Raw genomic sequence first — 25,494 nt, 5'->3', positions numbered from 1 at the left:
GTGCCGGCTACGACGATCGCCGGGAATCCGTCGCTGCTACGGCCGAGGCCGCCGCTATTGCGCGGCGAGGGCAGCATTTTGACATGGCTGCTGCTCTTCTATCCATTGTGGTGGGCCCTGGGGATGGGTGTGCTTATCGTCCCCCTGCTAGCGGTACCAATGACGCTGATGTTGTCGCGCCAGCGGCCGGTCCTTTTCCCGCCCGCGTTTGGGCTGTGGCTGGCTTTTCTCGGGGTTGTCCTCATGTCACTGTCGACCCTGCCGCTGACTCCGCCGGGAACGGTGGAGGCCTCATTTGTCTCTCGCCTTCCGGGCGCGGGCTATCGGCTCGTGTTCTACCTCGCGGTCACGGTGGTCGCTCTCTACGCCTACAACGTCATCGTCACTGGCCGCTATCCACTTCGGCGCCTTATCAATCTGCTGGCGTGGTTGTTCGTCGTGACAGTGGCGGGGGGATTCCTGGGGACGCTGTTTGGCTACTTCGAATACACCTCACCGGTCGAAGCGCTACTTCCCGCCAGCATCACCGCGGACGGTTTCGTGCAATCACTCGTACGGCCGACCTCAGCGCAGGTAATGACCTTTCTGGGCTACGAGAGCCCCCGTCCGGCTGCGCCATGGGGATATACGAACACGTGGGGCAATAATTTCGGGATTCTGTTTCCGTGGCTGGTCGTCGCCGTGTTCTTCTTTCCCACCTCGACCAAGTTGCGGTTCTTCGCGCTCTGCTGCCTCGTCCTGTCGCTGGTTCCGATGATCTATTCGATGAACCGGGGGCTGTGGTTCAACCTGGCGATCGCCGCCGCGTTCATCGCGTTGCGGCTGCTCATGAGCGGACGGCCGCAGGCAATGCTGTCGCTGGCCGCAGTCACCGTACTCACCGGCGTGATAATTGTGGCCACACCGCTGGGAACATTGGTGGCGTCCCGTTTCGACAACCCGCATTCTGATGACGGACGGGCCTTCGCCTCCCAAACGGCAGTCGAGACCACAATCAATCACTCACCCATCTTGGGTTTCGGTTCGACCCGTAACACGCTGGGATCTGGTACCTCAATCGCCGTGGGTCCGACTGTCGATTGTCCGCGTTGCGGCAATCGCACGCTAGGCGGTAATGGCCAGCTGTGGCAGGTGCTGTTCGCCCATGGTCTGGCCGGTTTGGCCATGTATTTGGCCTTCCTCGTGGCGGTGCTGTGGCACTTTCGCACCGACCACAGCTTGATTGGCATCGTGGGCTCAACGGTCATCCTCATGTCACTGACGTCGATGTTCTACTACAACGCTCTCGTCACTCCCCTGCTTTTGACTCTCCTCAGTTATGTCGTGCTAGCGGCCAACCACCATGCGCCAGCCCGACAAGCCACACCGGACCTCGACGCCCCACCAGCCGACCGATTCCGAGACCGTCCAGCTCTCAGGAGGGAAAAGGATGCCTCGGCGCGTATCGGCACCACATTTCAGCACCAACACAGCAGCGGGGAACGATCATCATGAGCGAACAAGTAGCCACTCACGACGATGTGGAGCGACGGGCCAGCTATCTGACCGAAGTCATTAACCAGCTCTACCCAGCCCCCTGGAGTAGTGCGACGAGTCCCGGCGAGGCCTCCCGTTCATATGTGGTCGTGCCGAGCCGCCGCAAACCGCGCGTGCTCATTCCATCGGCTTCACGCCGCCTGGCCGCCACCGCTCTCATGCGCTATTCGCGCCCGTCAACGCGCATGGCCCGCCTTAAACGCGACGCCGCCGCGGCCGCTTTGTGTCTAGGGCTTGACCGGCTGCTGTTGCCCCATCGGTTGCACTTGTCTCACCCCGATCCCGCCAGTGCCGAGAGCATTAACGGCTATTTGTCCAGCGCCCTCGTCGACCAGGGGTGGGCAGACATACATGTCACCGTCCACATCGGCCCGGCCCGTGCCAACCGCAAGCCGGTGCTCCAAGTTCTCAATGAGAGCAGCCAGACTGTCGCGTTTGTGAAAATCGGAGTCAACGACTTGACTCGCGATCTGGTCGACGCCGAGGCCTCCGCCTTGCGTCAGCTGGCCACTGGCCCTGAATTGCCTGGGCTGCGGGTACCGCGTTTGTTGCACCACGGCCAGTGGAATGAGTTCACCGTGCTCGTCACCGAGGCGCTTCCTGCCTGGCACAAGCCCGCATTCTGCTCCGAAGCCCGCCTTCATTCATGCATGCGGACCCTAGCGACGAAGTTCGGCACCGCCGAGTACCGCCTGGCCTACAGCCCCTATCTGGCGCGGCTGACGCAGCGGCTGCACCTGCTCGCCAAGCGTGGCGAGGCCGATACGACCACGCTCACCGACGCGGCCGATGACCTTATCCGCGAGCTGTCGCACCAGAAGCTCACCTTCGGGGCATGGCATGGCGATTGGACCGAATGGAACACTTCCGCCGCGCCCGAGGAGCTCTACATCTGGGACTGGGAAAGGTTCGACACCGATGTCCCGCTTGGATTCGACTTGTTGCACCACCGGTTGCAAACCGACATCATCTCCCAAGGTTGCGACCCGACTACCGCCGTGCTGAACCTCATCTCCCAGGCCAATCAGCATCTGGCTCCCTTCGGGCTGCTCCCCGGGCAAGCCCGGCCCACCGTTTTGTTGTATTTGGTGGACTTGGCGGCCCGTTATCTCACTGATCGACAAGAACAGGCAGGAGCCGCCCTAGGTGCGCTTGGGCAGTGGCTGCTGCCAACTCTGCTACGACACGTAGCGAAAAGGAGTGCCTAGTGGCAACATTGCGTGACAACATCCCCGAACCGGTCAAGCACCTTGTGCACCACTCCAGCCGCACTTATGGTCGGCTCACGGCTTCGCGCCGTATGTTGCCCGGTCTGCTCATCTGCGGGGGCCAACGATGTGGCACCACCTCGCTGTACCGGGCCCTGGCCTCGCATCCAGTGGTTCTCAAAGCGATCCTGCACAAAGGAGTGCACTATTTCGACACGTCCTACCACAAGGGGCTGGACTGGTATCGGGCTCACTTTCCCACTCGTGCCACCGCCACTCGCATTGGAGACCACACCGGAGTCTCACCGGTAGCCTTCGAGTCCAGCCCGTACTATCTGTATCACCCACGGGCCGCCGCCCGCATCGCCAAGGACCTTCCCGGCGTCAAGATCATCGTGCTCGTCCGCGATCCAGTTGAACGCGCCTATTCTCACCACGCGCACGAAGTCGCGCGCGGTTTCGAGGACCTAGACGACTTCACCGAAGCCATCGGCGCTGAGGGCCAACGACTCAAGGGGGAAGAGGCACGGCTGCGACGCGACAGCGGCTACTACTCCTTTTCCCACCAGCACCACGGCTATATCGCACGTGGACACTACGCCGACTACCTCGACCGGCTGGCCGAGCACATACCTCGCGAACACATTCTCACCCTCGACAGCGGGGACTTCTTCACCGATCCAGAAGACACCTTCGACTCGGTGCTGCGCTTCTTGCAACTACCGTGGCTGGGTGAGATAGATTTCGGTCAGCACAACGCCCGGGGCCGTCCCTCGCCGCTGCCCGAGGAACTGCGTTTGCGGCTGTCCGAACACTATGAACCGCACGACCGCCGCCTCGTTTCGTGGCTGGGCAAGGCTCCCAGTTGGCGACGATGACCAATACTCTCGACTCCGAGGCCCGTCCCTGCCGCGACAACACCGTTCGCACTCAGCGCCAGCTCAAACAAACGGCGCGCGGCGGGCTGTGGAACCTCGCCGGAGCGGCTGCGGCGGGCCTCGGCGGCCTTCTCATCACCTGGTTGGTCGCCTATTCGTTGCCGCCTCAAACCGCTGGCGCGTTCTTCACCGCGACCTCGGCCTTCCTCATCATCGCCGCCGTAGCCCGGCTAGGCACCCCCACCGGGGTCGTCTACTGGGTGGCGCGACTACGCCGAAAGAAACGGCACGCGGCCCTCACCTCCGCCCTGTGGCTAGCACTGGCGCCAATCACGGCATTGGCGTTCACGGTGAGTGCTGGCCTGTGGACTTGGGCTCCACTCTTGGCCGACTGGTGGTCTACTCCCGAAAGCCTGGTCCGCGTACTGGCCATCGCCTTCCCAGCCGCAGTCTTGCTGGAAACGTTGCTAGCCGGAACCCGTGGCTTCAATCAGATGCGCCCCACTGTCCTCATCGACCGGCTGGGCCGAACCGGCATGCAGTTGGGGGCGCTCGCCGCGGTCGTTCTATTCCTACCCGCCACCGCCACATCCGTGACCGCCGCGTGGGCCCTACCGTTTATCCCGGCGGCAGTCTTGGCCGCATGGTGTTTGTACCGGCAATGGCAACGCGGAAGTCGACGCCGCCGTGATTTTCCCGACCGGGTAGGACGAGGTGCCTTCTGGGGCTTCACCGCTCCTCGCGCGCTGGCCTCGGTGGGACAACTGGCGTTGCAGCGGCTGGACATCATCCTGGTCGGCGCGATGCTGGGACTCGCTGAGGCCGCCGTGTACACCGTCGCCACTCGGTTCGTCATCGTTGGGCAGATGGCCGCCAGCGCGATCGGGACCGCCATCCAGCCTCGGATCGCCGCGGCGATGGCGGAATCCGAATACGACCTGGCTCGTCGGCTCTATCAGACGTCGACGGCATGGATTGTGGCGCTGACTTGGCCGGGCTACTTCGCGGTGATGGTTTTGGTGGACTGGTATCTGCATTTGTTCGGCGGTGAGTATGTGTCCGACTCGGCGCGACTGGTGGTGTGGATTTTGGCCTCGGCGATGCTCATGGCCTCCGCGTGTGGGGTGGTGGATTCGGTATTGGCCATGGCGGGAAAGACCTCCTGGCAGTTGTACAACGTGTTGGCCGCGCTGGTGGTCAATATTGGGTTGAACCTGTGGCTGATTCCCGTGTGGGGAATCGCTGGCGCGGCGGCGGCGTGGGCGGCGGCGGTACTGGTCAACAACGCGATTCCACTGCTCCAGCTCACGGTCACCTACCGGCTGCATCCGTTCGGCAAGGAGACTTCGACGATGTTGGCCGCCACGGCGACGGTATTTGGGGTGGTTCCGATGACGGTGATGCTGGTGGCTCCCCACGGGTGGGCGCAATTCTTGGTTCCCACAGCGTTGTTTTTGGCCTCGGCGGTGTGGCTTTCCGCTATTTGGCGTCTTCGCAGCCGCATACTTTTAGCAAGGGGTTCACACACACGGCGAAAACTGAGCGTGGCCGCTGACCGATATCACTGTCGGTGGCGAAGGCAGTGAGACCACGCGATCGGTCCGAGGGCCGTCGTCGCTGTTGCGACGACCCGGCTCTCCCTTGGTCTGCGAGCGAGTCGCCCGCCGAGGACCGACCCCGATGCCCATTGACGCAGGAGGAACAGCACGACATGCGCACGGACTATACCCAGGTCTTTCAGGACCCGGTGGCGGTGGCGAAATACGCGGAGAACACTTACGCACCCGGAAGTTTCTCCTCGATTGTCAGTCGACGCCAGGAGAAGTGGCTGCGTGGTTTCGTCAGGTCGGCTTTCCCGCTGGCTCCGGTCCATCACGATTTCGCCTGTGGCACGGGGCGTGCCATGCGCATGATCGAAAACGAGGTGGTCGCTTCTCACGGCTACGACACCTCTGAGGCGATGCTGGCGAAGGCCCGTCAGTTGGACTCGCCTGGGGCCCTTCACCTTATCGGGGAGTCGGGTCCGCTGCCTAGGCGTGAATCAATCGTCGGCGAACATAGCGACCGGGCCGCCCTCGTGACGGCATTTCGCATTTTGTTGAATGTGGACGCGACAGTGCGCGATCGGGTGATGAAGTTCGCCGCCGAGATGCTCCCGGACGCGTCGTCGGGATTCCTCATCCTGGAAAACCACGGCAACGCCGCGTCGCTGCGGCACTTGCGGGCAGTGTTTGGGCGGCTGGACACCCGCGACTGGTTCTCTGAGTTGTCCCACGCCTGTGTGCGAGATCTCTTGGACCGGCACGATTTCGAGCTGGTGGCGTTGCAGGGATTCACGATGGTTACTCAGGGCTGTTACCGGAACGCCCCGCTGGCGTGGATGTCACGGGCCGTCGACAGGGTGGCAACGTCGTCTTCGTTGCTGTCGCGCCTGGCGACCGACGTCATGTATGTGGCTCGCCGTAAGGCCTGATGGGTTTGGGGCCAGATTCGGACGGGCTGAATCCAGTTCGGTATGAGTCCGATGTGGCGAGGGGCTACCGGATGGCACTAGGGCCGATTTCTCCGGCGTAGCTTCCAGGCTCCCCACATCAACTTTGCCGCCTGTGGAATCCCCACCATGGCGTAACGACGCACGAGCCGTCGCGGTTCCGATGCCATCCGGTGGACCCATTCGAGCCCGCTGCGCTGCATCCATTTCGGGGCGCGCTTGCGGTATTCCGCCACGAAGTCGATGCTGGCCCCGCAGCCGATGAACCACGTGTGCGGCAGGTCGGCGCGCAGACGACGGATCACTCGTTCCTGTTTGGGGAAACCCAACCCCACCATGACGATGTCGGGATTGGCCACGACCATCTCGTCTACCAACTGCCGCCATTGCTGCCGGTCGAGATCGAAACCGATCGGTGGGCACCATGCCCCCACTGTTTTCAGGCCAGGGTATGCGTTTTGCAGCACCGTGACGGCTTGGCTGGTGGGGGTCGCCTCCGGGTCTGGGGTGCCTCCCAGGAGGGCAACACTTCGCCCTTCTGCGGAGGCGGCCGCGCTCAACGCCCAGATCAGGTCGGAGCCAGCCACTCGTTCGGGAAGCGGCTGGCGTGACAGGCGTGAGGCCCACACGAGGGGCGCTCCGTCGGCGACCACCAGGTCGGCTTGGGCGATCAACTCGCGGGCTTCGTCGCTGCGTCGTGCTTGAGCGAGGATGTCCACATTTGGGGTGACGATATGTCCACCGCTTCCCTCCTCCAATGAGGCGAAGACCTGTGCCAGCACCGCATCGGAGGTGACGTTGTCGATATCCAGGTATAGACCGGATCCGATCGGCAGGCGAGCCCGCCTCAGGTGGGGCTCGGGCCGCCGTTTGGGAGCGTATGGGTGTGACATGCCTGCTCACATTAGGCGGCCTCCGGCACTTTTTTTGGTTTTTCGTCTGTTGGGCGTGTCTTCTGGGGTGGGGTCACTCGTTAGGTATGTGTGCGCATTGCGAGCCGCGCGCCACGCCAGGTTCACACGAACGCGTCCAACCCTGTCGATACCGCATTAGTAGGCGGAATCATTCCGTGCCGACGCCTTACGTCAATGCCTCGCGACACTGCCCCGAGGCATTGTCGACGGCGTAGCCGAAGGCCACTTCTTCTGCCACCACGGTTGATAGCCCAACCGCGCAAGGGGTGCTGGTTTTCGACGTGGTCAACCGCCATGGGTGTTCGGAGGCTTGGCGATCAAGGCGAGGACGGCGGCCGCATAGGTGAGTAGATCTGGCATCGCAGCGTCAGACATCAGTGCACAGCAGGCCACACAACACAAGGGGGACCGTTTCAGTGAGCGTCAAAGTGGGCGATCAGGAGCATACCGACGGCACGGACAAGGTGCGGGTGTTGTTCATTGGAGGGTTGGGCCGCAGTGGCACGACTTTGCTGGAACGCCTTCTCGGTCAGCTACCCGGCGTCTTCCCACTCGGCGAGATCACGCATTTGTGGGAACGCGATCTCATAGGCGACGAGATGTGCGCCTGTGGAGCGACGTTTTCCTATTGCGAGTTTTGGCAGCGCATCGGTGCGTCCGCGTTCGGTGGCTGGGAGAATGTCGATGTCGAGCGCGTCGCGGCGCTACGGTCCACCGTGGATCGGACTCGCCACATCCCCGCCTTGGCCTCCAAGAAGCTGGCCGAGAACCAGTATCAACTGGTGAAGGAGTACGCGACGTACTTTGAGCAGATCTACACGGCGGTGGCTCGCGACACCAATTCAAAGGTCATCATCGACTCCTCCAAACACGCTTCCCTCGCATATTGCTTGCGTTGGTGCCCCAATATCGACCTCCGAGTCCTGCATGTGGTGCGTGACGCGCGCGGCGTGGCCTACTCGTGGACCAAACAGGTGCGCCGTCCTGAGTCGAAGTCCGGCGAGAACATGACCCAGTATTCTCCGACGAAGGCCGCGATCCTGTGGAACGCGCAGAACGCCGCGTTTAGCCTGTTGGGCCGGCGAGGTGTACCGGTCAGGCGAGTCCGCTACGAACGGTTGATGGAACGCCCGCGCAAGGTGGTGGCTTCGTTGGCGCGCTTCGCCGGGTTCCCCGATACGACCGAAGAGGACATCACCTTCATCGAGGATGGCTTCGCCGATCTGGGCCCCAGCCACTCTGCGGCGGGTAACCCGATGCGGTTCACCGTCGGGCGTATTCCCCTGTTGCATGACGAATCGTGGACCGAGGCAATGCCCAGCGGTAGCAAACGCATTGTCTCGACGTTGACGCGCCCATTGTTGGGCCGCTACGGGTACCTCGACGACGAGGAGCCGTCACAATCGATCCCTTCCCAGGAAGCCCCGGCTCACGATGACTCTCCCCGAATGTCTGACATAACGATCCCGGTCAGCGATCGCCACACAAACGTCCATCATGACCGGCCGCTATATGACCAGGCGGAACACGAAGACGAAGGCGACCACCCCGATCAGGCTGGGCAGGAAGTCTCAGCTGGTTCACGAGGAGGCGAGGGGCAATGAGCGACGTGTCAATCTGGCCTTCGGTCGGAGTGGTGATTCCAACCCATCAGCGACCCGAACTCATGCGAGCGGCTCTGCGTTCAGTTCTCGAACAGTTCTACCCCGGTCGCCTCGAAGTCGTCATCGTCTTCGACCGCGCCAAGCCCGACGAAACTCTCATCTGCCAGGGCGAGCGTCCCGTCCGGGTTGTCAAGAACTCACGTACGCCCGGTCTGGCCGGGGCCCGCAACACCGGCATCGCGGCGCTCGACACCGAGCTGGTGGCGTTTCTTGACGACGATGACGAGTGGTTGCCCGGCAAGCTGACCGCACAGGTAGCCGCGCTGGGCACGTCGGCGGAAATGTGCACCGCGGCCATCGAAGTCAGTTACGAGGGCACTCGGACCCCGCGTTTGGCGGGCACGAGCATGGTCCGGCACATTGACCTGCTGCGCTCACGGATGATGATGCTGCACTCCTCGACGTTTCTCTTTCGGCGCACAGCACTCCAAGGTGGTTTGGGTCTGGTCGCCGAAGATGCTCCCGGTAGCCAAAACGAAGACTGGGACATGCTGCTGCGAGCGGCCCGCCGCCGAGACATCGCCCATGTCGACCAGCCGTTGGCGTTGGTCAACTGGATGGGTTCCCACTTTGAGACCCGGTGGGACACCAAGATTTCCTCGTTGCAATGGATGCTGGATCGTCACCCGGAGATTCACGGGTGTCCAGTCGGGGCAGCCCGCGTCTATGGGCAGCTGGCCTGCTGGCACGCCGCAGTTGGCGACCGAATCGAAGCCCTACGGTGGGCGGCGAAGGCCACACGGACCAACTGGTCGGAACCGCGTTCGGCCCTGGCCACGGTTGCGGCCAGCGGCCTGGTGAAAGTGCCGACCATGATGCGCGCCCTCCACAAAAAGGGTCGCGGGATCTGACCTTTGCCCACGTTGCCCCGTCGAGCCTCCGCTGGCGGGGCAACGTTCATTATGTTCGCAAACCAGGGGTGAACAACCAGGCAGCCCCAGCGCTCACCAGGGCGGCACCGACCAAAATCCCGAAGGGAACTGGCGAAACGTCCCACACCATGTTCTCCATTGCGACCGTCACGGCAGTGACAGGCACGAGGCCAGCTACAGCGCCCACGACGTCTCTGGCATCCAAAGGCACCCCGACTTCAATCGGGTCACCAACGTTGACACCATGTTGCGCGGCATAAGTCAAGCTGACTGCCACCTCGTTCGCATCCGTAGCCGCCCGGCCATCACGCACGAGGTGCAAGTTTTCCACCAGCGGGTCCTCGATATCGCAATCCTGATATTCCACCATCCGCAGGCGCTGATCCAGCGTAAAAGCAGTCGTACCGCGCCAGCACGGCAGCGTCTGGGCTGCAACAAAAAGCTCCGATTGCAACGCTTCGATATCGTCGGTGCCGACAAAGTAGTCGCCGTGGCCCCATCGCGAACATCGGACGGGCCACCGGGGGCCAATGCCATGTCCCACACTTGAATGAGAATGCCCGAAGTCAACGTTGGTAGAACGAAAAAGCAATACCAGCAGTAGCGCCGTCTTCTTGTCGCCACGTAGGAATCGGAGTGCGCAGCGCAGCGTGCGCACTAACAGGCCTCCGGCCAGTCCCTTGAGCTCGCAAAGCTCCTGCAAACCAGGCCAACTGATCCTGAACTACTCGTTCAAACAGAGCCCCCGCTTCTTGAACTAGTCGTTCAAACAGAGCCCCAGCTTCTTGAACTATTCGTTCAAACAGAGCCCCAGCTTCTTGAACTATTCGTTCAAGAAGTCTTCCAACCCCGGCTGGTTGGGGTCGGCGTGGGAAGTTGCCGCGTTTTTCGCATCGGCGACGATGTCGCTATAGGTGTCCTCGACCTCTTGGAAGCACTCCGCGCTCACTAGAGCCGCGTCGAGTTCACTGTTCCGAAAAGTCTCCAGGTCTTCCTGGGATACCTCTTCGCCTTCGGCCTCAGCCTCGTCGAAGAGCCGCTCCGCTTCCTGGTCGAACTGGCCCACCAGCGCCTCGATGCTCTCGGCCTCATAGTCCGCCTCGCCCACACAGGTCGACCACTCGCCCCATACCGACTCGATACGCGGGTCCGACGCGATCGCTTGCTGCATGAACTGGAACGTTTCCTGAATCTCCAGCATGTTTGACCCCTGGGCCGCGTAAGCCTCCTCCTCGGCCGTACTACGGCAGCCGATAATGCCAGACTCAGGGTTACCGTGCAGCGCCATCGTCCACTCGGCGGCCTCCTCATCAGACATTTCTTCGACGACCTCTTCATTCGGGTCGAAGAAGACGCCCCCCTCACGCTCGATCTCCCGCACCAGACGGTCGTAGACACCAAAGCCCTTCTCCTGCGCCTCTTCCGGAGGAAAGGAGATCTCGAACGGCACGCCGCTGAGGTCCGCGGGCTGCCCCAATGGAACAAACAGCTCCTCGTCGGGGAAGTCCCGCTCCTGGTAGGAGAGGCCCATGTCGTCCATGCAATCAACCGTGTACGCCTCGGCGAACTCCCAGACCTCACGCTCCATTTCAATGATCTCGCCAAGCGTCGGCAACTCCGTGGACGTGTCCGCCTCCTCCTCATCGCCCGAACAGGCAGTGAGGACCAATAGTCCCGCGGCCGTGACAGCTGAAATGCGCTTAAAAATAGTTGCCCCTTAAAAAGCTGGAGGTAGCTGCGTCGTTGGAACCCGTGACGCCCCGGGGAACGACCGCAGGTGCGACCGCTATGTCAGTACATGTCATCTAACCGTCCCCACCGTACATAAAAGGAATCGGCCCGACCACGTGTCAGTGGTGCGGGCCGATTCTTTTTATGTCTTGCGGGCCTCAACTGCCAAGCTCGGCGGTCGAATTAGGCCTTCTGACGCATTTCCTCTTCCTTGCGGTGCAGGTCTTCGAGACCACCACACATGAAGAATGCCTGCTCGGGGAAGTGGTCGTACTCACCCTCGGCGATCTTCTTGAAGGCTTCCACCGTCTCCTTGACGGTCACAAAGGAGCCGTCAACGCCGGTGAACTGCTTGGCCGCGTAGGTGTTCTGCGACAGGAAGCGCTCAATACGGCGAGCACGGGCCACAGTGACCTTGTCCTCTTCGCTGAGCTCGTCCATACCCAGAATCGCGATGATGTCCTGCAGCTCGTTGTACTTCTGCAGAATCCGCTTCACCTCGAAGGCCACCGCGTAGTGCTCATCGCCCACAACCTCGGGCTCCAAGATTCGCGAGGACGAGGCCAGCGGGTCCACCGCCGGGTAGATGCCCTTGTCGGAGATCTTGCGCTCCAGGTTCGTCGTGGCGTCCAAGTGCGTGAACGCCGCGAACGGGGCCGGGTCGGTGTAGTCGTCGGCGGGCACGTAAACGGCCTGCATCGACGTAATGGACTTACCGCGCAGCGACGTAATACGCTCCTGCAGCACACCCATCTCGTCAGCCAGCGTCGGCTGGTAACCCACCGCCGAAGGCATACGACCCAGCAGGGCCGAAACCTCGGAACCGGCCTGAGTGAACCGGAAGATGTTGTCGATGAAGAGCAACACTTCCTGGTTCTTGACGTCGCGGAAGTACTCCGCCATCGTCAGAGCCGACAGGGCCACTCGCAGACGCGTTCCCGGCGGCTCGTCCATCTGGCCGAACACCAGCGAGGTCTTCTCCAGCACGCCCGCTTCGCTCATTTCGGCGATCAGGTCGTTACCTTCACGGGTACGCTCACCGACACCGGCGAAGACCGACGAACCACCGAAGTTCTCGGCAACCCGGATGATCATTTCCTGGATCAGAACGGTCTTACCGACACCGGCACCACCGAACAGACCGATCTTTCCACCCTTGACGTACGGGGCCAGCAGGTCAATGACCTTGATGCCGGTCTCCAGCATCTCCGTTTGCGGCTCCAACTGAGCAAACGGCGGCGCCTTACGGTGAATCGACCAGGTGTCCTCGATTTCCAGCTCTTCGCCTTCTTCGAGGTTCAGGCACTCACCCAGGGCGTTGAACACGTGGCCCTTGATGCCATCACCAACGGGCACCTGAATGGTGGCCCCGGTGTTGCGCACTTCGGTGCCACGGACCAGACCATCGGTGGGCTGCATACAGATCGCCCGGATGCGGTTGTCGCCCAGGTGCTGCGCAACCTCAAAGGTGATGGTGTGGCTCTCGCCGCCATAGGTGATGTCGGCCTTGAGGGCATAATAGATTTCGGGAATCGCGTTGCGGGGGAACTCTACGTCCACGACGGGCCCAATGACCCGCACGACGCGCCCCACTCCTGCGGTGCTAGTCATCGTTACTCACTTCCTGCCGCGGCCAATGCACTCGCACCGCCCACGATTTCGCTGATCTCCTGGGTGATCTCCGCCTGACGGGCCGCGTTGGACTCCCGCTTCAGGGACTTGATCATGTCATCGGCGTTATCGGTCGCCGCCTTCATCGCGCGGCGTCGAGACGCCGACTCAGAGGCTGCCGAGTCAATCAACGCCGCATACACCCGGGTGGTGATGTACTTCGGCAATAGGGCGTCCAGCAACTGCTCAGGGTTGGGCTCGAACTCATAGTCCGGGAGCAACACCGTTTCGGGCATCTCGTCGGCCTCGACTTCCTCGACCTCAAGTGGGGCGAGTTGCCGGGGCTCGGGAGTCTGCGTCAGCAGAGACTTGAACTTGGTCTGGACAATGTGCAGTTCGTCGATTCCCAGGGTACCGCCAGATATCTCACTGGCATCCCCCGCAGAACCGGCCAGGAACGCACTGAGCAGAGTCTTGGTGATCTCCTGCGCGTCTTCGACCTTTGGCTGTTCTGAAATGCCGGTCCACGATTGCTCGATTTCCCGGTTACGGAACTGGTAGTACGTGACGCCCTTGCGGCCGGTCACATACAGCACCGGGACCTTGCCCTCTTCGGTGAGGCGCGTGACCAACTTCTCCGCCGTCTTGATGGCGTTGTAGTTGTAACCGCCACACATGCCCTTGTCACTGGTCACGACCAGCACGCCAGCTCGACGCACCGTTGCCCGCGGTTGCAACAAAGGGTGGTTGACCGACGCGTTGGACGCCAGAGACGTCATCACGTCAGTGATGGCCTTCGCATACGGCAGCGAGGCTGCCACCCGGTCTTGGGCTTTAGCGATGCGGCTGGTCGCGACCAGTTCCATCGCCTTAGTGATCTTTTTGATCGACTGGGTGGATTTCAGCCGCTGCCGCAGCACACGTAGCTGCGCAGCCATGGCTTAACCCCTCTTCGGTACGACGCGCTTGACGGACTCGGCCTCGACGTCGCCCTCTAGGGCTTCCTCGGGGGCCTCGTTGACGTTGATCGAGTCGGACTTGGCCAAGAACAGCTTCTTGAACTTGGCGATGGCGTTCTCCAGCGAAGTCTCCAGTTCCCCGGCCACCTTGACGTTCTCGCCCAGCTGGTCGATGAGGTCCGCGTGGTTGTGACGCACGTAGGAGAGGAACTCGCCCTCGAAGCGACGGACCTCGCCCACTGGAATGTCGTCCAGCGAACCGGAGGTACCGGCCCAAATGGAGATGGTCTCCTCGCCCATCGGGAACGGCTCGGCCACTCCCTGCTTGAGCAGTTCGACCATGCGCAGACCACGGTCCAGCTGAGCGCGCGAAGCGGCGTCCAGGTCGGAGGCGAAAGCGGCGAACGCTTCCAGCTCGCGGTACTGAGCCAGGTCCAGCCGCAGCGAACCGGCCACGCTACGCATGCCCTTCTTCTGGGCCGCGCCACCGACACGGGAGACGGACGTACCGACGTTGATCGCCGGACGCACACCCGAGTTGAACAGGCCCTCTTCAAGGTAGACCTGGCCGTCGGTGATGGAGATGACGTTGGTCGGAATGTAGGCCGACACGTCGCCCGCCTTGGTCTCAATGATCGGCAGACCGGTCATCGAACCGCCGCCGAGCTCATCGGAGAGCTTGGCGCAGCGTTCAAGGAGACGCGAGTGCAGGTAGAAGACGTCACCGGGGAAGGCTTCGCGGCCCGGGGGGCGGCGCAGCAGCAGCGACACGGTGCGGTAGGCCTCGGCCTGCTTCGACAGGTCATCGAAGATGATCAGGACGTGCTTGCCGCCGTACATCCAGTGCTGGCCGATGGCCGAACCGGTGAAGGGAGCCAGGAACTTCTGTCCGGCCGGGTCCTCGGCCGAAGCCGAGACGATCGTGGTGTATTCCATCGCGCCGTGGGCTTGGAGCATGCCCTTGACACCGGCGACGGTGGAGGCCTTCTGGCCGACGGCGACGTAGATGCAGCGAACCTGCTTCTGGGGGTCGCCCGACTCCCAGTGGGCCTTCTGGTTGATGATCGTGTCGATCGCGACCTGCGTCTTACCGGTCTTACGGTCACCGATGATCAGCTGACGCTGACCGCGACCGATCGGGGTCATCGCGTCGATGGCCTTGATACCGGTTTCGAGCGGCTCGCTAACACTCTGGCGGGCCATAACGTTTGGAGCCTGTAGCTCCAGTTCACGGCTGCCTTCGGACTCGATGTCGCCCAGGTCGTCAATCGGCTCGCCCAAGGCGTTTACGACGCGGCCCAGGAACTTGTCACCGACTGGAACCGACAGCACGCGGCCGGTCCGCTTGACCGGCTGGCCCTCGGCGACCTTCGTAAAGTCACCCAGCAGCACGACACCGATGTCGCGAACGTCGAGGTTCTGGGCAATGCCCATCACCCCGCCTTCGAATTCCAACAGCTCGTTGGCCATGGTCGAAGGAAGTCCCTCGACAATGGCGATTCCGTCTCCGGCCGTGGTGACGACACCGATCTCTTCTTTAGAGATCTCCGGCCGGTACGACGAGATGTAGTCGTCAAGCGCACTACGAATCTCGTCGGAGGAGATGGTCAGCTCGGCCATCTTGTCACATCCCTCAGTTTCTGTGTGTAGAAGTTTTACCGGCTGGATCTATCGTCCGGCCAGGGTTAGGCGGGCCTCGGTCAGTCGACGTTCGACTGTGCCGTCGTACAGGTCGGAACCGACCTGTACGCGAATCCCACCCACGATGGACGGGTCTACGGTGAGCTTGACGCCTACGGGCATGCCGTAGAGAAGCGTCAATTTCGCCGCGAGTTTGCGTTCATCCTCTTCGGACAGCGGACGGGCGACAGTCACATAGGCGACCCGCTCCTCCCGCTTGGCCGCAGCGGCCTCCACCAGGTGTTCGAGGGCGGCCAGGAAAGACCGGCCCCCGATTCCGTAGGCGGCGGCTGCCGCGAGTTTGACCGTGACCGGGTTGGCCTTGCCATCCAGCAACTTCCCCACCAGGTAGGCGCGACCTTCCGCGCCTGGCCCAGAGGAACCCAACGTGCCGGACAACTCGTTGTCCCCGTCAACCACCTGCTTAAAACGAAACAGCTGGTCTTCGATTTCGGCGAGATTGCCCTCGGCGGACCCGGCCTCAAGCAGACCGGAGATCGCCAGGGACTCAACCCCGTTCAGCAGTTCTCCGGCGCTGCCCCAGCGACCTTTGACCAGTTCGGCAACCACAGACGCGGCCCCCGAACCAATGTGGCCACCAATCAGAGTTCGCGCCAGTCCCTGCCGGTCGGATGCGTCCCGAGCAGGGTCGGACAGGGCGCGACGCAGCCGAGGCTGGTCGGCGAGAAAACGAGTCACCGCCAGCAGTTCGTCAGCGCATTCGGCAATCTGCGCGGCGTCGGCGGTGCGGGAGAATTCCTCCAGCGCCACCTGGCCGGCCTCGATGCTTTCGCGTCCAGTCAGTGACATTAGCGCGCTCCACTCGCAGTCTGGTCACGGTCAGTTTCCAGCTCCGAGAGGAAACGGTCGACCGTCTGGGCACTACTAGCCTCGGAGGCGAGAGACTCGCCCACGATCTTGCTTGCCAGGTCAACCGCGAGAGTGCCAACTTCACCGCGCAGCTCACGCAACAGCTGCTGCCGGGAGGCGTCGAGCTGAGCGTTACCGGCCGAGATGATGCGGGAAGCTTCGTCTCGGGCGTTCGTAAGGATTTCCTCCTTGGCGGACACCGCGTCTGCCCGAGCCTCGTCGCGAATCGCGGCGGCCTCGGACTGGGCGTCGGCCAACTTCTGGCGGTACTCCTCCAGCAGCCGGTTGGCGTCCTCTTGGGCCTTTTCAGCTTTTGCTATGCCGCCCTCAATGGCCTCGACTCGCGCTTCGAAGGTTTCTTCCATCTTGGGGAAGACGAACTTCATAAGCACGAAGCACAGTAGGCCGAAGGCGATGATTCCAACGACGATCTCTTGCCAGATCGGAAAGAGAATGCCGCCTTCTCCTGCAGCGAGAGTCATGAGTGCTCCGGTGGTTAGTTGTTACGCGCCAATGACGAAGGCGAGGACCAGGCCGAACAGGGCCAGAACCTCGACCATTGCGAAGCCCATGAACAGCATCGGACGAGTCAGACCAGCAGACTCGGGCTGACGGGCCGTCGCGGTGATCCAGGCGGCGAAGATAAGAGCAACACCGAACGCGGGGCCGATCGCGGCGATGCCGTAACCGATGACGTTGAGGCTACCTTCCATTAGGTTTTCTCCTAGTGATCAGCGTGGCGTGTCCGTCACGCACACGAATGTGTTATTCGGAAATCTGTGGAAAGAGCGAACTGACTCGTTATCAGTGCTCTTCGCTAATGGCACCCTGGACATATAGGGCCGTCAACAGGGTGAAGATGTAGGCCTGCAGCAACATGATGAACAGTTCGAAGAACGTAAAGGCGATCGCCATCAAGAATGAGAAGACGCTCAGACCTTGCACCAAGAAGTTGTCTGCTTGCAACATCGTGAACCCACCGAGGATGAACACCAGCAGGATCAAGTGGCCAGCGAACATGGCAGCGAAAAGACGCAGTGCCAGCGTAAAGGGCCGCAGGATCAGGTTGGTGAAGAATTCGATGGGGACCAGGAGGATGAGGACCGGCCACGGCACTCCTGGTGGGACACAGGTGTTCTTGAGGTACCTGAAGAAGCCGAACTTTCGGATTCCGACAAGGTTGTAAAGAAGCCACGATGCCACCCCGAGCATCAGGGGGAACGCGATATGCGCGTTCGCCGAAATTTGAATACCGGGGATGATACCGAACAGGTTTGTGAAAGCGATAAACAAGAACAGGGTTGCCAAATACGGAGCGAAACGAACTCCGTACTTCTTTCCCATAAGATCGATTGCTACGCTGTTTCGAATGAACCCGTAGGCACTTTCAGCAAGCCACTGACGGCGAGTCGGGACCAGCTGCGGCCGACGATATGCCCACAGAAACAGTCCCATGATGATGCCCACTGAGGCCCACACAATGAACGTGATCGTGGTGATCGTATTGGCCAAGATCGTATCGGAAAGAGCTGGAAACCAGTCCCTGAAAATGAATTCGTCAGTTCCGGGAGGGAAATGCAGCCCGTCGGCCATCACCATGCCAGAGTTGGTCACCGGGTCACGCCTCTCACATCAATGTGGTTAACTACTGTCCATCTGCCGCATGACGAGGTAAACCCCTCCAGCGGCTCCGATGAGCATTCCGGTCAACAAGCCGAAGCCCGGCCAGTCGAGCCAGGAATCCAGCAAGTAACCCAACCCACCCCAGAACAGAATTCCCGACAGCAGGTAGCCAAGCGCGCGATATCCGAGATCGCCGCCACCACCGGGTGGGCTTGAATTGGGGGAGCTGTTTTCGGTCATGCTGAGGCGACATTAGCAGCTATGGCCGCCTGGCCAAACGTCACCCCTACCGCCGAGGGGAGCGCGTTGTCAACATCAATCGAGGCCACCGGCGTACCGCTGAGATTGTCTCGTTATCGCCTTGCGATATCTCTGTTATTTGGCATCCAGGTCGATATAGGGGATTTTAGCCCTATATGTCCAAATAGCTTGTGCGGTGAGCCACGCCAGTGCCGAAACAATCACACCCATAGCGAGCGGTTGAATACCATCCCAGCCCGTTCGCTGCACGATGAGAAAGACCAGCGCCAGCGCCACAAACTTCAGCGCGTATGTGAGCAACCCAACAGGAAGAATGAGACGGCGATCATGCGTTTCCGCCCAGGCCACGGCCCATACCGAAATGCTGAAGGTCGCTACCGTGACACCGACGCCCGCCGCCGCCCCAGCCATACCATCGAATCCGCGCCAGATAGCGCCAATGATGACCAGCACGACTAGACAAACCAGGCTCACGACCCAGCACAACCGAAGAAAGCCCGCTTTCGACAACAGCATCAGCGCGACCCCACCAAAACCTCGGCGATGGGACGAATGGCTTCTTCAAGTTGGTCGGCGATGCGGGTGTACGTGGCACGTCCCAGCGACCAGGGGTCATCCAGACGCAAAGGCTCATACTCACCGCGTCGGGTGTGGGCCTCGGCGACGAAAGCCTGGCCGCGTTTGAGGATGCTCTGGGCGCTCCCGTCCAGGGCCGGGAGTGCCTCGGTGTCGAAATCTGCGGCGATGCGGCCCAGCTGTCGTACCAAGAAGGTCTTCGCCTCAGCTTCGGCGTCGAGGTCGCAGGCAAACTGGCGGTGGTCGTCCGTAGCCGTCAGTATTAGCTCGGAGGTGGAGGTCAGGTGCGTGGACAAAGGCCTCGAGGCGAACCCTTCGGCGTCGACTCCCCGGTCGGTCAGTTCCGCGCGGGAGTTCGACTGCATGTCTTCGCCTTCGTGGAAGGCGGAGGTACCGGCCGAGTGGTTGAGAAGGTGCTCAGGCCCAAGTCCGGCCGCGGCCACATAGTGGGCCAGAAAGCGTTCGGACATGGGTGAACGACAAATATTGCCGGTGCACACGTGCAGGACAATGAACGGAGGCATGATCGGGCTCCTTAGGGTCTGGGTTGGCTCGGTTGTCGCATCAGGATTTCTCGTGGTCAACCGGCCCGAGCGTGGAGGGGACGATGGCGCGAATCTGTTCGGTCGTCAAAGCGCCCTCGCGTAGCACCTGTGGCGGATCCTCGACGCAGTCGACAATGGTCGAGGGCACATCGTCCTCGGACTCCCCCGCTTCCAGGTAGACGGATACGGAATTGCCCAGTTGTTCCTTGGCGTTCGCCGCGTTCGGCGCCGGCGCCACCCCAGTGAGATTGGCCGAGGACACCGCCAAGGGACCAGTTTCCCGCAGTAGTTCCAAGGCGAGCGGATGTAGCGGCATGCGGACGGCGACTGTGCCGTCGGTGTCGCCCAAATCCCAGCTCAGAGTGGACACGAACGGCACGATAACCGTCAAGGGTCCCGGCCAGAAAGCTTCGGTGAGTTCCCGGGCCGACTGTGGAATGTTGGGGGCGATACCGTCCAACGCTCGTCGCGAACCGATGAGCACTGGCGTGGCCATGTCGCGACCGCGCCCCTTCGCCTTGAGCAAAGACGCCACCCCGGGAACGGAGAAGGCGTCAACGGCGATCCCGTAGACGGTGTCGGTGGGAATCACTACTAGTTTTCCGGTACGAATGGCGCGCGCGGCAGCCTTGATGCCGGATTCACGTTCTTTGGCCTTGCGGCAGTCGAAGAGCCTCACCCGACAACCATAACCAACTTCTCTAGGCGCCTTCGCGACCGCTGGGGTCCCCGCCGGCATACAGGAGAACGTGGGCCTACAACTGGCCGTCGCGCTGATTGATGGATGGGTGTGGAGACTGAATCCAAACCGGCCCCAAAAGCTGACGGGAGAGGCCACGCGCCTCGTGGCCTCAGTGGCAAGGCCCAACCGATACCAGCGCTAGCCAAGCTGCGATGGCTCTCGCCTGTCTCACAGGTGCGGCGTCTCCTCGTCGGTACTGGTGTGCGGTGACAGGCCCCCGGTGGTGAATCGGCTCCGTCCGGCCAAGTCCTCATGATCGGTCACCTCGACAAACCCCACCGCCCGCCATAGGGCCGGTACGGCCCTGACGTGACTATCATCGTGTTCACAGCCAAACCAACCGCCCGGACGCAGCCATTGATGGGCGCGAAACGTCAGGTCGTTGATGACCGCCATGCCCTCGTGGGCGGCGAAGACCGCCATGGTCGGGTCGGCGAGCACTTCTGGGGACACCTCGACCGTCTCCGGTACATACGGCGGGTTCGACACCACGAGATCGACCTGTCCGTCGAGGTCACTCAGTGTCGTGAACTCGGTGGCGTCCGCGCATAGACCGGTCGCGGTCGTGCCCTTCAGGTTGTGCTCCAGCCATTCGAACGCGTCGGGGTCGGCTTCAACGGCCCAAATCGTCGCGTCCGGCCTTTCGCCCGCCAACGCCCAAGCGATCGCGCCGGAACCGGCGCAGGCATCGATGATGAGCGGACTGTCGATGTCGGCGATGACCCCAAGCGCCCACTCTACGAGCAGCTCGGTTTCCGGACGGGGCACGAATACCCCAGGACCCACGGCGAGTTCGCCTTTCCAGAAGGCTGCGGTGCCGGTGAGATGTTGCAATGGTTGGCGGTCGATACGGCGTTGGACTAGGTCGCGATAGGCGCGCAGAGTCTGAGCGGGGACGCCGTTTGCGATGAGGAGGCGGGTGCGCGAGAGACCGGAAACGTGCATGGCCAGCAGGTCCGCGTCGGTGCGGGGGGAGGCGACGCCTGCTTGGGCCAGCCGCGCTCTAGCTTCGCGGATGGCCTCGCTCCACGACAGCGCGGTCCTTGATTCAGACATGGAGGTCAGCCTATGTCAATTGAGTTCTCGGTCGGGCCGATTGCGCGTTTAGGAGTCCTCTTGACCAGCCATACGGGTGGCGCGGTCGGCCGAGGCCAGAGCGTCCAGCAGCTCGTCGAGATCTCCGTCCATGACCTGGTCGAGGTTGTAGGCGGTGTAGCCGATGCGGTGGTCGGTGAGCCGGTTTTGCGGGAAGTTATAGGTACGCACTCGCTCAGAGCGGTCCGCGGTGCGGACCTGGCTGCGGCGGGCTTCACCTGCGGCGGCATCGGCTTCTTCCTGTTGCAGTTGCAAAAGCCGGGCGCGCAGCACCCGCATGGCTTGTTCCTTGTTCTGCAACTGGGATTTTTCGTTCTGCGAGGTGACCACGACGCCACTGGGCTCGTGGGTGATGCGCACGGCCGAGTCGGTGGTGTTGACGGACTGGCCTCCGGGCCCCGACGAGCGGTAAACGTCAATGCGCAGGTCGTTTTGGTTAATTTCGAGGTCGACTTCTTCGGCCTCGGGCATGACGACGACCCCAGCGGCGGAGGTGTGGACTCGGCCCTGCGATTCGGTGGCGGGCACGCGCTGGACTCGGTGGACTCCGCCTTCGAATTTCATGCGCGACCAGATGCCGTTGCCCCCTTCGGGGGTGCCCTTGTATTTGATGGCTATGGAAGCGTTCTTGACACCGCCGAGGTCGGACTCTTGGTGGTCGACCGATTCGGTGGTCCAGCCGTGGCGTTCGGCATAACGCAGGTACATGCGTAGGAGGTCGCCGGCGAAGAGCGCGGATTCCTCTCCCCCGGCACCGGCCTTGATCTCCATGATGACGTCGCGGGAGTCGTCGGGGTCACGCGGCAACATCAGGTCGGCGAGTTTGGCTTCCAAAGCCACGATTTGCTCGTTGAGCCGGTCAACCTCGGAGGCGAAGTCGCTGTCTTCCTTGGCGAGTTCCTGGGCCGCTTCGAGGTCTTCGCGGGCCGCGCTGAGGTCGGCGGAGGTCTTCGCGACCACGCCCAGCTCCGCGTAGCGCCTCCCGACGCGCTTGGCGGCGACGGGGTCAGCGTGGAGGGAAGGATCGCCCATCTGACGCTCAAGGTCTTCGTATTCGGCCAGCATGGAGGCGAGTCTGTTATCGGCGGCGTTGCTCATAGGCGTGGTCCTTCCGGGAACACTGGCTGAGGCGGTGGGGCAAAGAATAAAGCGCGACCGCATGGATTGGCTCGAACGACTAGAGCGCCAATGGGTGCACGGTCGTGGGTAAGACGGCGGACTTCAAGGCCGGGTAGGCGCTTGGCGTCGGTAAACAAAAGCGCAGCGCCCGGTCGGCCGACCGGGCGCTGCGCGACAAAGCTATTTCTGGTTCTTCGCCTGGGCCTTGGCGTACTTGGCCTGGAACCGGGCAACCCGGCCACCAGTGTCCAGAATGCGCTGCTTCCCGGTGTAGAACGGGTGGCATTGCGAGCACGTGGCGGCAGCGATCTTACCGCTGGTCACGGTCGAGCGAGTCACGAATTCGTTTCCACAGGAACAGGTCACTGTGGTGTCTACGTACTCCGGGTGAATTTCCGGCTTCATGGTTTTCCTTCTGTTCTGGTCGCCGGGTCGCCATTTGCGTGGCGTGAACCGGTACCGGGTCGGTCTTGTCGTGGGACGCCGCTACCTACGAAAAGCGGTGCGGGTCCCGTCCAAAGAGTCCTTGGATGTCTGCGCCGTGAGGCTGGACCAAAGGGTCCTGCGGGCATAACGCATCAAGGAGCAATTCTAGTCCGTGATGTGTCTCTCCTCATCGGCGGTGTCGCCACCTGGCGCTCAGACACGGCCGCGCGCGAGCGACTTCACCGCCCATTTGGGGAGTAAAACACGGGGTGGGTCGGGCCTAGGCCCGACCCACCCCGTCCTCGTGCTAATCGCCGCCGGGAGTGGTTTTGACGATCTGCATCAAGAATTCGGCGTTGGTCTTCGTCTTCTTCAAACGGTCCAACAGCAGGTCAATGGCCTGTTGCTGTTCCAGCGAACCGAGGACGCGCCGCAGTTTGAGCATGATGGCCTGCTCGTCGGCCCCCATCATGAGGTCATCCTTGCGCGTGGACGACTGGTGCACATCGACCGCTGGGTAGACGCGCTTGTCGGCGATCTTGCGGTCAAGTTTGAGCTCGGCGTTACCGGTGCCCTTGAACTCTTCGAAGATCACTGTGTCGCCCATGGAGCCGGTCTCGACCAACGCGGTGGCCAAGATCGTCAACGAACCGCCGTTTTCGATGTTGCGAGCCGCGCCCAGGAAACGCTTCGGTGGGTACAGCGCTGTCGAGTCGATACCGCCGGAGAGGATACGACCCGAGGCAGGGCTGGCGTTGTTGTAGGCCCGGCCCAGCCGCGTGATGCCATCGAGCAACACCACCACGTCGTGTCCCAGTTCCACGAGTCGCTTGGCGCGCTCGATGGACAGCTCGGCGACCGTGGTGTGGTCCGACGGCGGACGGTCGAAGGTCGAGGAGATGACCTCACCCTTGACCGAGCGCTGCATGTCGGTGACCTCTTCGGGCCGCTCGTCGATGAGTACCACCATGAGGTGACACTCCGGGTTGTTCGTCGTGATCGCGTTCGCGATGGCCTGCATGACCATCGTCTTACCGGCCTTGGGCGGTGAGACGATAAGGGCGCGCTGTCCCTTCCCAATCGGAGTCACCAGGTCGATGACTCGCGTGGTCAGCAAGTGCGCCTCGGTCTCCAGGCGCAGTCGCTCCTGCGGGTACAGAGGCGTGAGCTTGTAGAACTCATCGCGGTTCCTGGCCTCTTCGGAACTCATTCCGTTGACGGTGTCGAGCCGAATGAGCGGGTTGTACTTCTCGCGGCGCTTGTTACCCCGGTCGTCGTCGCCTCGGGTGGGCTTGACGGCACCGGTGATCGCGTCACCTCGACGCAGCTTGTTCTTGCGCACCTGCGACATCGACACATAGACGTCGTCGGGTCCGGCCAAGTAGCCGGTGGTGCGGATGAAGGCATAAGAGTCGAGGATGTCGAGAATTCCGGCGACGGGCAGGAGTTGTTCGTCCTCAGAATTGGTGTTCTCGTTGCGCTCGGAGCGTTGCTCGGCGCGGTCACGGCCACCACGACGGCGGTCGCGATCGGAACGGTCGCGGTGACGACGGTTGCGACGGCGGTTGCCACCGTTGTCGTCGAAGTCGCGACGCTCAGAACGAGATCCCCTGTCATCGGCATTGTCGTCACGGTCGCTGGAGGAGCGGTCGGACGTTTGCGCGGTGGCGCGATCTGCGTCGTTGTTCTGGCTGCGCACACGGCGCCGCTGGCGGTTGGGCCGATCGTTGTCGGCGTTCTTGTCGTCGTTCGATTCCGCCGCAACGTCCGTAGCCTCTTCGGCTTGGGAGTGCTTGCGTGGCTGAGGCGGGCCGGCGGGGCGCGTGGCGCGACGGCCTCTAGCGGATGCCTCGACGGCAGACTCGGTACTCTCGGTACCCGCAGCCGCGGTTTCGACGGTGGATGAAGTCTTATCTGGCTCTGTCACTGGCGGAGCCTCCTGTTCTGCGCTGCCACCGTTGTCGCCAAGACCGCCCTGATTGGCTTGGTTGGCTTGGATCGCGGTGATCAGCTCGCTCTTGCGCATCCGGCCAACGCCCGTGATGCCGAGGGTTTGCGCCAGTTGTTGCAGCTCCGGCATCAGCATAGAGGCAAGGCCGGTTCCAGCGCGGCGACGCTTGGCGCCGGTGCCGGAGGTAGCGCTGCCTTTGCGATCCGACGTCGTGCCGGTGGTGTCGCTCAATGGATTCCTTCCCTAGCGGGGCATAAAGCTGAGCTTGCTCCGCGTTTCAAAAATAGCCGCAGTGCCGGTTCTCGCACGCAGTGCCGATTTCTGGTACTACGGGTCCACCCCGACCGATTGCAATGCTTGTCGCGCACTATTGGAAGTGGTGCAACAAAAAGGGTGAACAAGCCTCAAGTGTTCTGCCTGAGGACGCACCGTCAGGACAGAGAGAGGACTTGGCAACCCGAGATGGACATCAGACACGTACTGACACGGTGCCGTACCTGTAGCAGGCGTGAAGCAACAGATGCGCAAGTCACATTCTAACGTTGAGGGCAATGACCCGAACAGAGATCAGGCGTGCGCTGGATGCGCCGCAGCTGTTGTGACTATAAGCATAGTCAAAGCTTCGCGCGGCAACGACACCGGGTGGTTACCTGAAAATAATCGTAGCACAGGAGTGCCAACTCGGATTCCCACTCGAATGTGACCTATATTTTACCAGTTCAGGACCCTTATTTCCGAGTGT

Annotated in this window: 25 protein-coding genes; 7 read left to right on the top strand and 18 right to left on the bottom strand. The window is 62.0% G+C overall.

The features are described 5' to 3' along the window. The 5 genes from JQS30_RS04495 to JQS30_RS04475 all read left to right on the top strand — a co-directional run bounded on the left by JQS30_RS04495 (window position 1) and on the right by JQS30_RS04475 (window position 6,095). On the top strand, window positions 1-1,494 hold the full coding sequence (locus tag JQS30_RS04495) for a hypothetical protein (protein WP_213172186.1): 1,494 nt from the start codon (window positions 1-3) through the stop codon (window positions 1,492-1,494). After that, a complete protein-coding gene (locus JQS30_RS04490) occupies window positions 1,491-2,744 on the top strand; it encodes a hypothetical protein (RefSeq protein WP_213172185.1) in 1,254 nt (417 codons plus the stop codon). The genes JQS30_RS04495 and JQS30_RS04490 overlap by 4 nt, the downstream gene beginning before the upstream one ends. Continuing rightward, window positions 2,744-3,622 carry a sulfotransferase domain-containing protein gene (locus tag JQS30_RS04485; RefSeq protein ID WP_246498052.1) on the top strand — a complete coding sequence of 293 codons (879 nt, stop codon included), beginning with the start codon at window positions 2,744-2,746 and terminating at the stop codon, window positions 3,620-3,622. The genes JQS30_RS04490 and JQS30_RS04485 overlap by 1 nt, the downstream gene beginning before the upstream one ends. Then, window positions 3,619-5,208, top strand: a complete 1,590-nt coding sequence (locus JQS30_RS04480; RefSeq protein WP_213172184.1) for an oligosaccharide flippase family protein — start codon at window positions 3,619-3,621, stop codon at window positions 5,206-5,208. Before JQS30_RS04485 ends, JQS30_RS04480 begins: the two co-directional genes overlap by 4 nt. A gap of 125 nt (window positions 5,209-5,333) precedes the next feature. After that, entirely contained in the window at window positions 5,334-6,095 is a 762-nt protein-coding gene (locus tag JQS30_RS04475; protein ID WP_213172183.1) for a class I SAM-dependent methyltransferase, read from the top strand. A gap of 77 nt (window positions 6,096-6,172) precedes the next feature. Here the strand turns inward: JQS30_RS04475 and JQS30_RS04470 are convergent, their stop codons facing one another. Further along, window positions 6,173-7,006 carry a WecB/TagA/CpsF family glycosyltransferase gene (locus JQS30_RS04470; RefSeq protein ID WP_213172182.1) on the bottom strand — a complete coding sequence of 278 codons (834 nt, stop codon included), beginning with the start codon at window positions 7,004-7,006 and terminating at the stop codon, window positions 6,173-6,175. A gap of 437 nt (window positions 7,007-7,443) precedes the next feature. Between JQS30_RS04470 and JQS30_RS04465 the strand changes: the two genes are divergently transcribed. Continuing rightward, window positions 7,444-8,631, top strand: coding sequence for a sulfotransferase (locus tag JQS30_RS04465; protein ID WP_246498051.1), 1,188 nt, complete (start codon window positions 7,444-7,446; stop codon window positions 8,629-8,631). After that, the gene (locus JQS30_RS04460) at window positions 8,628-9,542 is read left to right on the top strand and encodes a glycosyltransferase family 2 protein (RefSeq protein WP_246498050.1); all 915 of its coding nucleotides are present in this window, start codon (window positions 8,628-8,630) and stop codon (window positions 9,540-9,542) included. The genes JQS30_RS04465 and JQS30_RS04460 overlap by 4 nt, the downstream gene beginning before the upstream one ends. Before the next feature lie 49 nt (window positions 9,543-9,591). Here JQS30_RS04460 and JQS30_RS04455 read toward each other — a convergent pair whose 3' ends face one another. The 17 genes from JQS30_RS04455 to rho form a co-directional block, all read right to left on the bottom strand. After that, a complete protein-coding gene (locus JQS30_RS04455) occupies window positions 9,592-10,107 on the bottom strand; it encodes a hypothetical protein (RefSeq protein WP_213172181.1) in 516 nt (171 codons plus the stop codon). A gap of 279 nt (window positions 10,108-10,386) precedes the next feature. After that, window positions 10,387-11,232, bottom strand: coding sequence for a hypothetical protein (locus tag JQS30_RS04450; RefSeq protein ID WP_213172180.1), 846 nt, complete (start codon window positions 11,230-11,232; stop codon window positions 10,387-10,389). A gap of 245 nt (window positions 11,233-11,477) precedes the next feature. After that, window positions 11,478-12,905 carry a F0F1 ATP synthase subunit beta gene (gene atpD / locus JQS30_RS04445; RefSeq protein ID WP_213172179.1) on the bottom strand — a complete coding sequence of 476 codons (1,428 nt, stop codon included), beginning with the start codon at window positions 12,903-12,905 and terminating at the stop codon, window positions 11,478-11,480. A 2-nt stretch (window positions 12,906-12,907) separates the two neighbouring features. Then, window positions 12,908-13,843, bottom strand: a complete 936-nt coding sequence (locus tag JQS30_RS04440) for a F0F1 ATP synthase subunit gamma (RefSeq protein ID WP_213172178.1) — start codon at window positions 13,841-13,843, stop codon at window positions 12,908-12,910. Window positions 13,844-13,846: 3 nt separating this feature from the next. Continuing rightward, entirely contained in the window at window positions 13,847-15,484 is a 1,638-nt protein-coding gene (gene atpA / locus JQS30_RS04435) for a F0F1 ATP synthase subunit alpha (RefSeq protein ID WP_213172177.1), read from the bottom strand. A 48-nt stretch (window positions 15,485-15,532) separates the two neighbouring features. After that, complete coding sequence (locus JQS30_RS04430; protein WP_213172176.1) at window positions 15,533-16,354, bottom strand: F0F1 ATP synthase subunit delta; 822 nt, start codon at window positions 16,352-16,354, stop codon at window positions 15,533-15,535. Next, window positions 16,354-16,896, bottom strand: coding sequence for a F0F1 ATP synthase subunit B (locus JQS30_RS04425; RefSeq protein WP_213172175.1), 543 nt, complete (start codon window positions 16,894-16,896; stop codon window positions 16,354-16,356). The genes JQS30_RS04430 and JQS30_RS04425 overlap by 1 nt, the downstream gene beginning before the upstream one ends. A gap of 21 nt (window positions 16,897-16,917) precedes the next feature. Beyond that, a complete protein-coding gene (locus JQS30_RS04420) occupies window positions 16,918-17,127 on the bottom strand; it encodes an ATP synthase subunit c family protein (protein WP_213172174.1) in 210 nt (69 codons plus the stop codon). Window positions 17,128-17,218: 91 nt separating this feature from the next. Next, window positions 17,219-18,028, bottom strand: coding sequence for a F0F1 ATP synthase subunit A (gene atpB / locus JQS30_RS04415; protein WP_246498049.1), 810 nt, complete (start codon window positions 18,026-18,028; stop codon window positions 17,219-17,221). 27 nt (window positions 18,029-18,055) lie between these two features. Next, a complete protein-coding gene (locus tag JQS30_RS04410) occupies window positions 18,056-18,277 on the bottom strand; it encodes an AtpZ/AtpI family protein (protein WP_213172173.1) in 222 nt (73 codons plus the stop codon). 135 nt (window positions 18,278-18,412) lie between these two features. Beyond that, entirely contained in the window at window positions 18,413-18,814 is a 402-nt protein-coding gene (locus tag JQS30_RS04405) for a Cg1360 family ATP-synthase-associated protein (protein WP_213172172.1), read from the bottom strand. Continuing rightward, window positions 18,814-19,398 (bottom strand): arsenate reductase/protein-tyrosine-phosphatase family protein, encoded by a 585-nt coding sequence (locus tag JQS30_RS04400; RefSeq protein WP_213172171.1) that lies wholly within the window; start codon window positions 19,396-19,398, stop codon window positions 18,814-18,816. Before JQS30_RS04400 ends, JQS30_RS04405 begins: the two co-directional genes overlap by 1 nt. A 40-nt stretch (window positions 19,399-19,438) precedes the next feature. Further along, window positions 19,439-20,098, bottom strand: coding sequence for an L-threonylcarbamoyladenylate synthase (locus JQS30_RS04395; RefSeq protein WP_213172170.1), 660 nt, complete (start codon window positions 20,096-20,098; stop codon window positions 19,439-19,441). A 231-nt stretch (window positions 20,099-20,329) separates the two neighbouring features. Beyond that, window positions 20,330-21,217 (bottom strand): peptide chain release factor N(5)-glutamine methyltransferase, encoded by an 888-nt coding sequence (prmC, locus tag JQS30_RS04390; RefSeq protein ID WP_213172169.1) that lies wholly within the window; start codon window positions 21,215-21,217, stop codon window positions 20,330-20,332. 48 nt (window positions 21,218-21,265) lie between these two features. After that, the gene (gene prfA, locus JQS30_RS04385) at window positions 21,266-22,354 is read right to left on the bottom strand and encodes a peptide chain release factor 1 (RefSeq protein WP_213172168.1); all 1,089 of its coding nucleotides are present in this window, start codon (window positions 22,352-22,354) and stop codon (window positions 21,266-21,268) included. Window positions 22,355-22,555: 201 nt separating this feature from the next. Further along, window positions 22,556-22,780, bottom strand: coding sequence for a 50S ribosomal protein L31 (rpmE, locus tag JQS30_RS04380; protein WP_213172167.1), 225 nt, complete (start codon window positions 22,778-22,780; stop codon window positions 22,556-22,558). 328 nt (window positions 22,781-23,108) lie between these two features. After that, the gene (gene rho, locus JQS30_RS04375) at window positions 23,109-24,983 is read right to left on the bottom strand and encodes a transcription termination factor Rho (RefSeq protein WP_246498048.1); all 1,875 of its coding nucleotides are present in this window, start codon (window positions 24,981-24,983) and stop codon (window positions 23,109-23,111) included. Window positions 24,984-25,494: the final 511 nt, after the last annotated feature.

It is taken from the genome of Natronoglycomyces albus (assembly GCF_016925535.1).
GTDB classification, from domain to species: domain Bacteria; phylum Actinomycetota; class Actinomycetes; order Mycobacteriales; family Micromonosporaceae; genus Natronoglycomyces; species Natronoglycomyces albus.
This window is presented reverse-complemented; position numbering and strand designations above follow the sequence as displayed.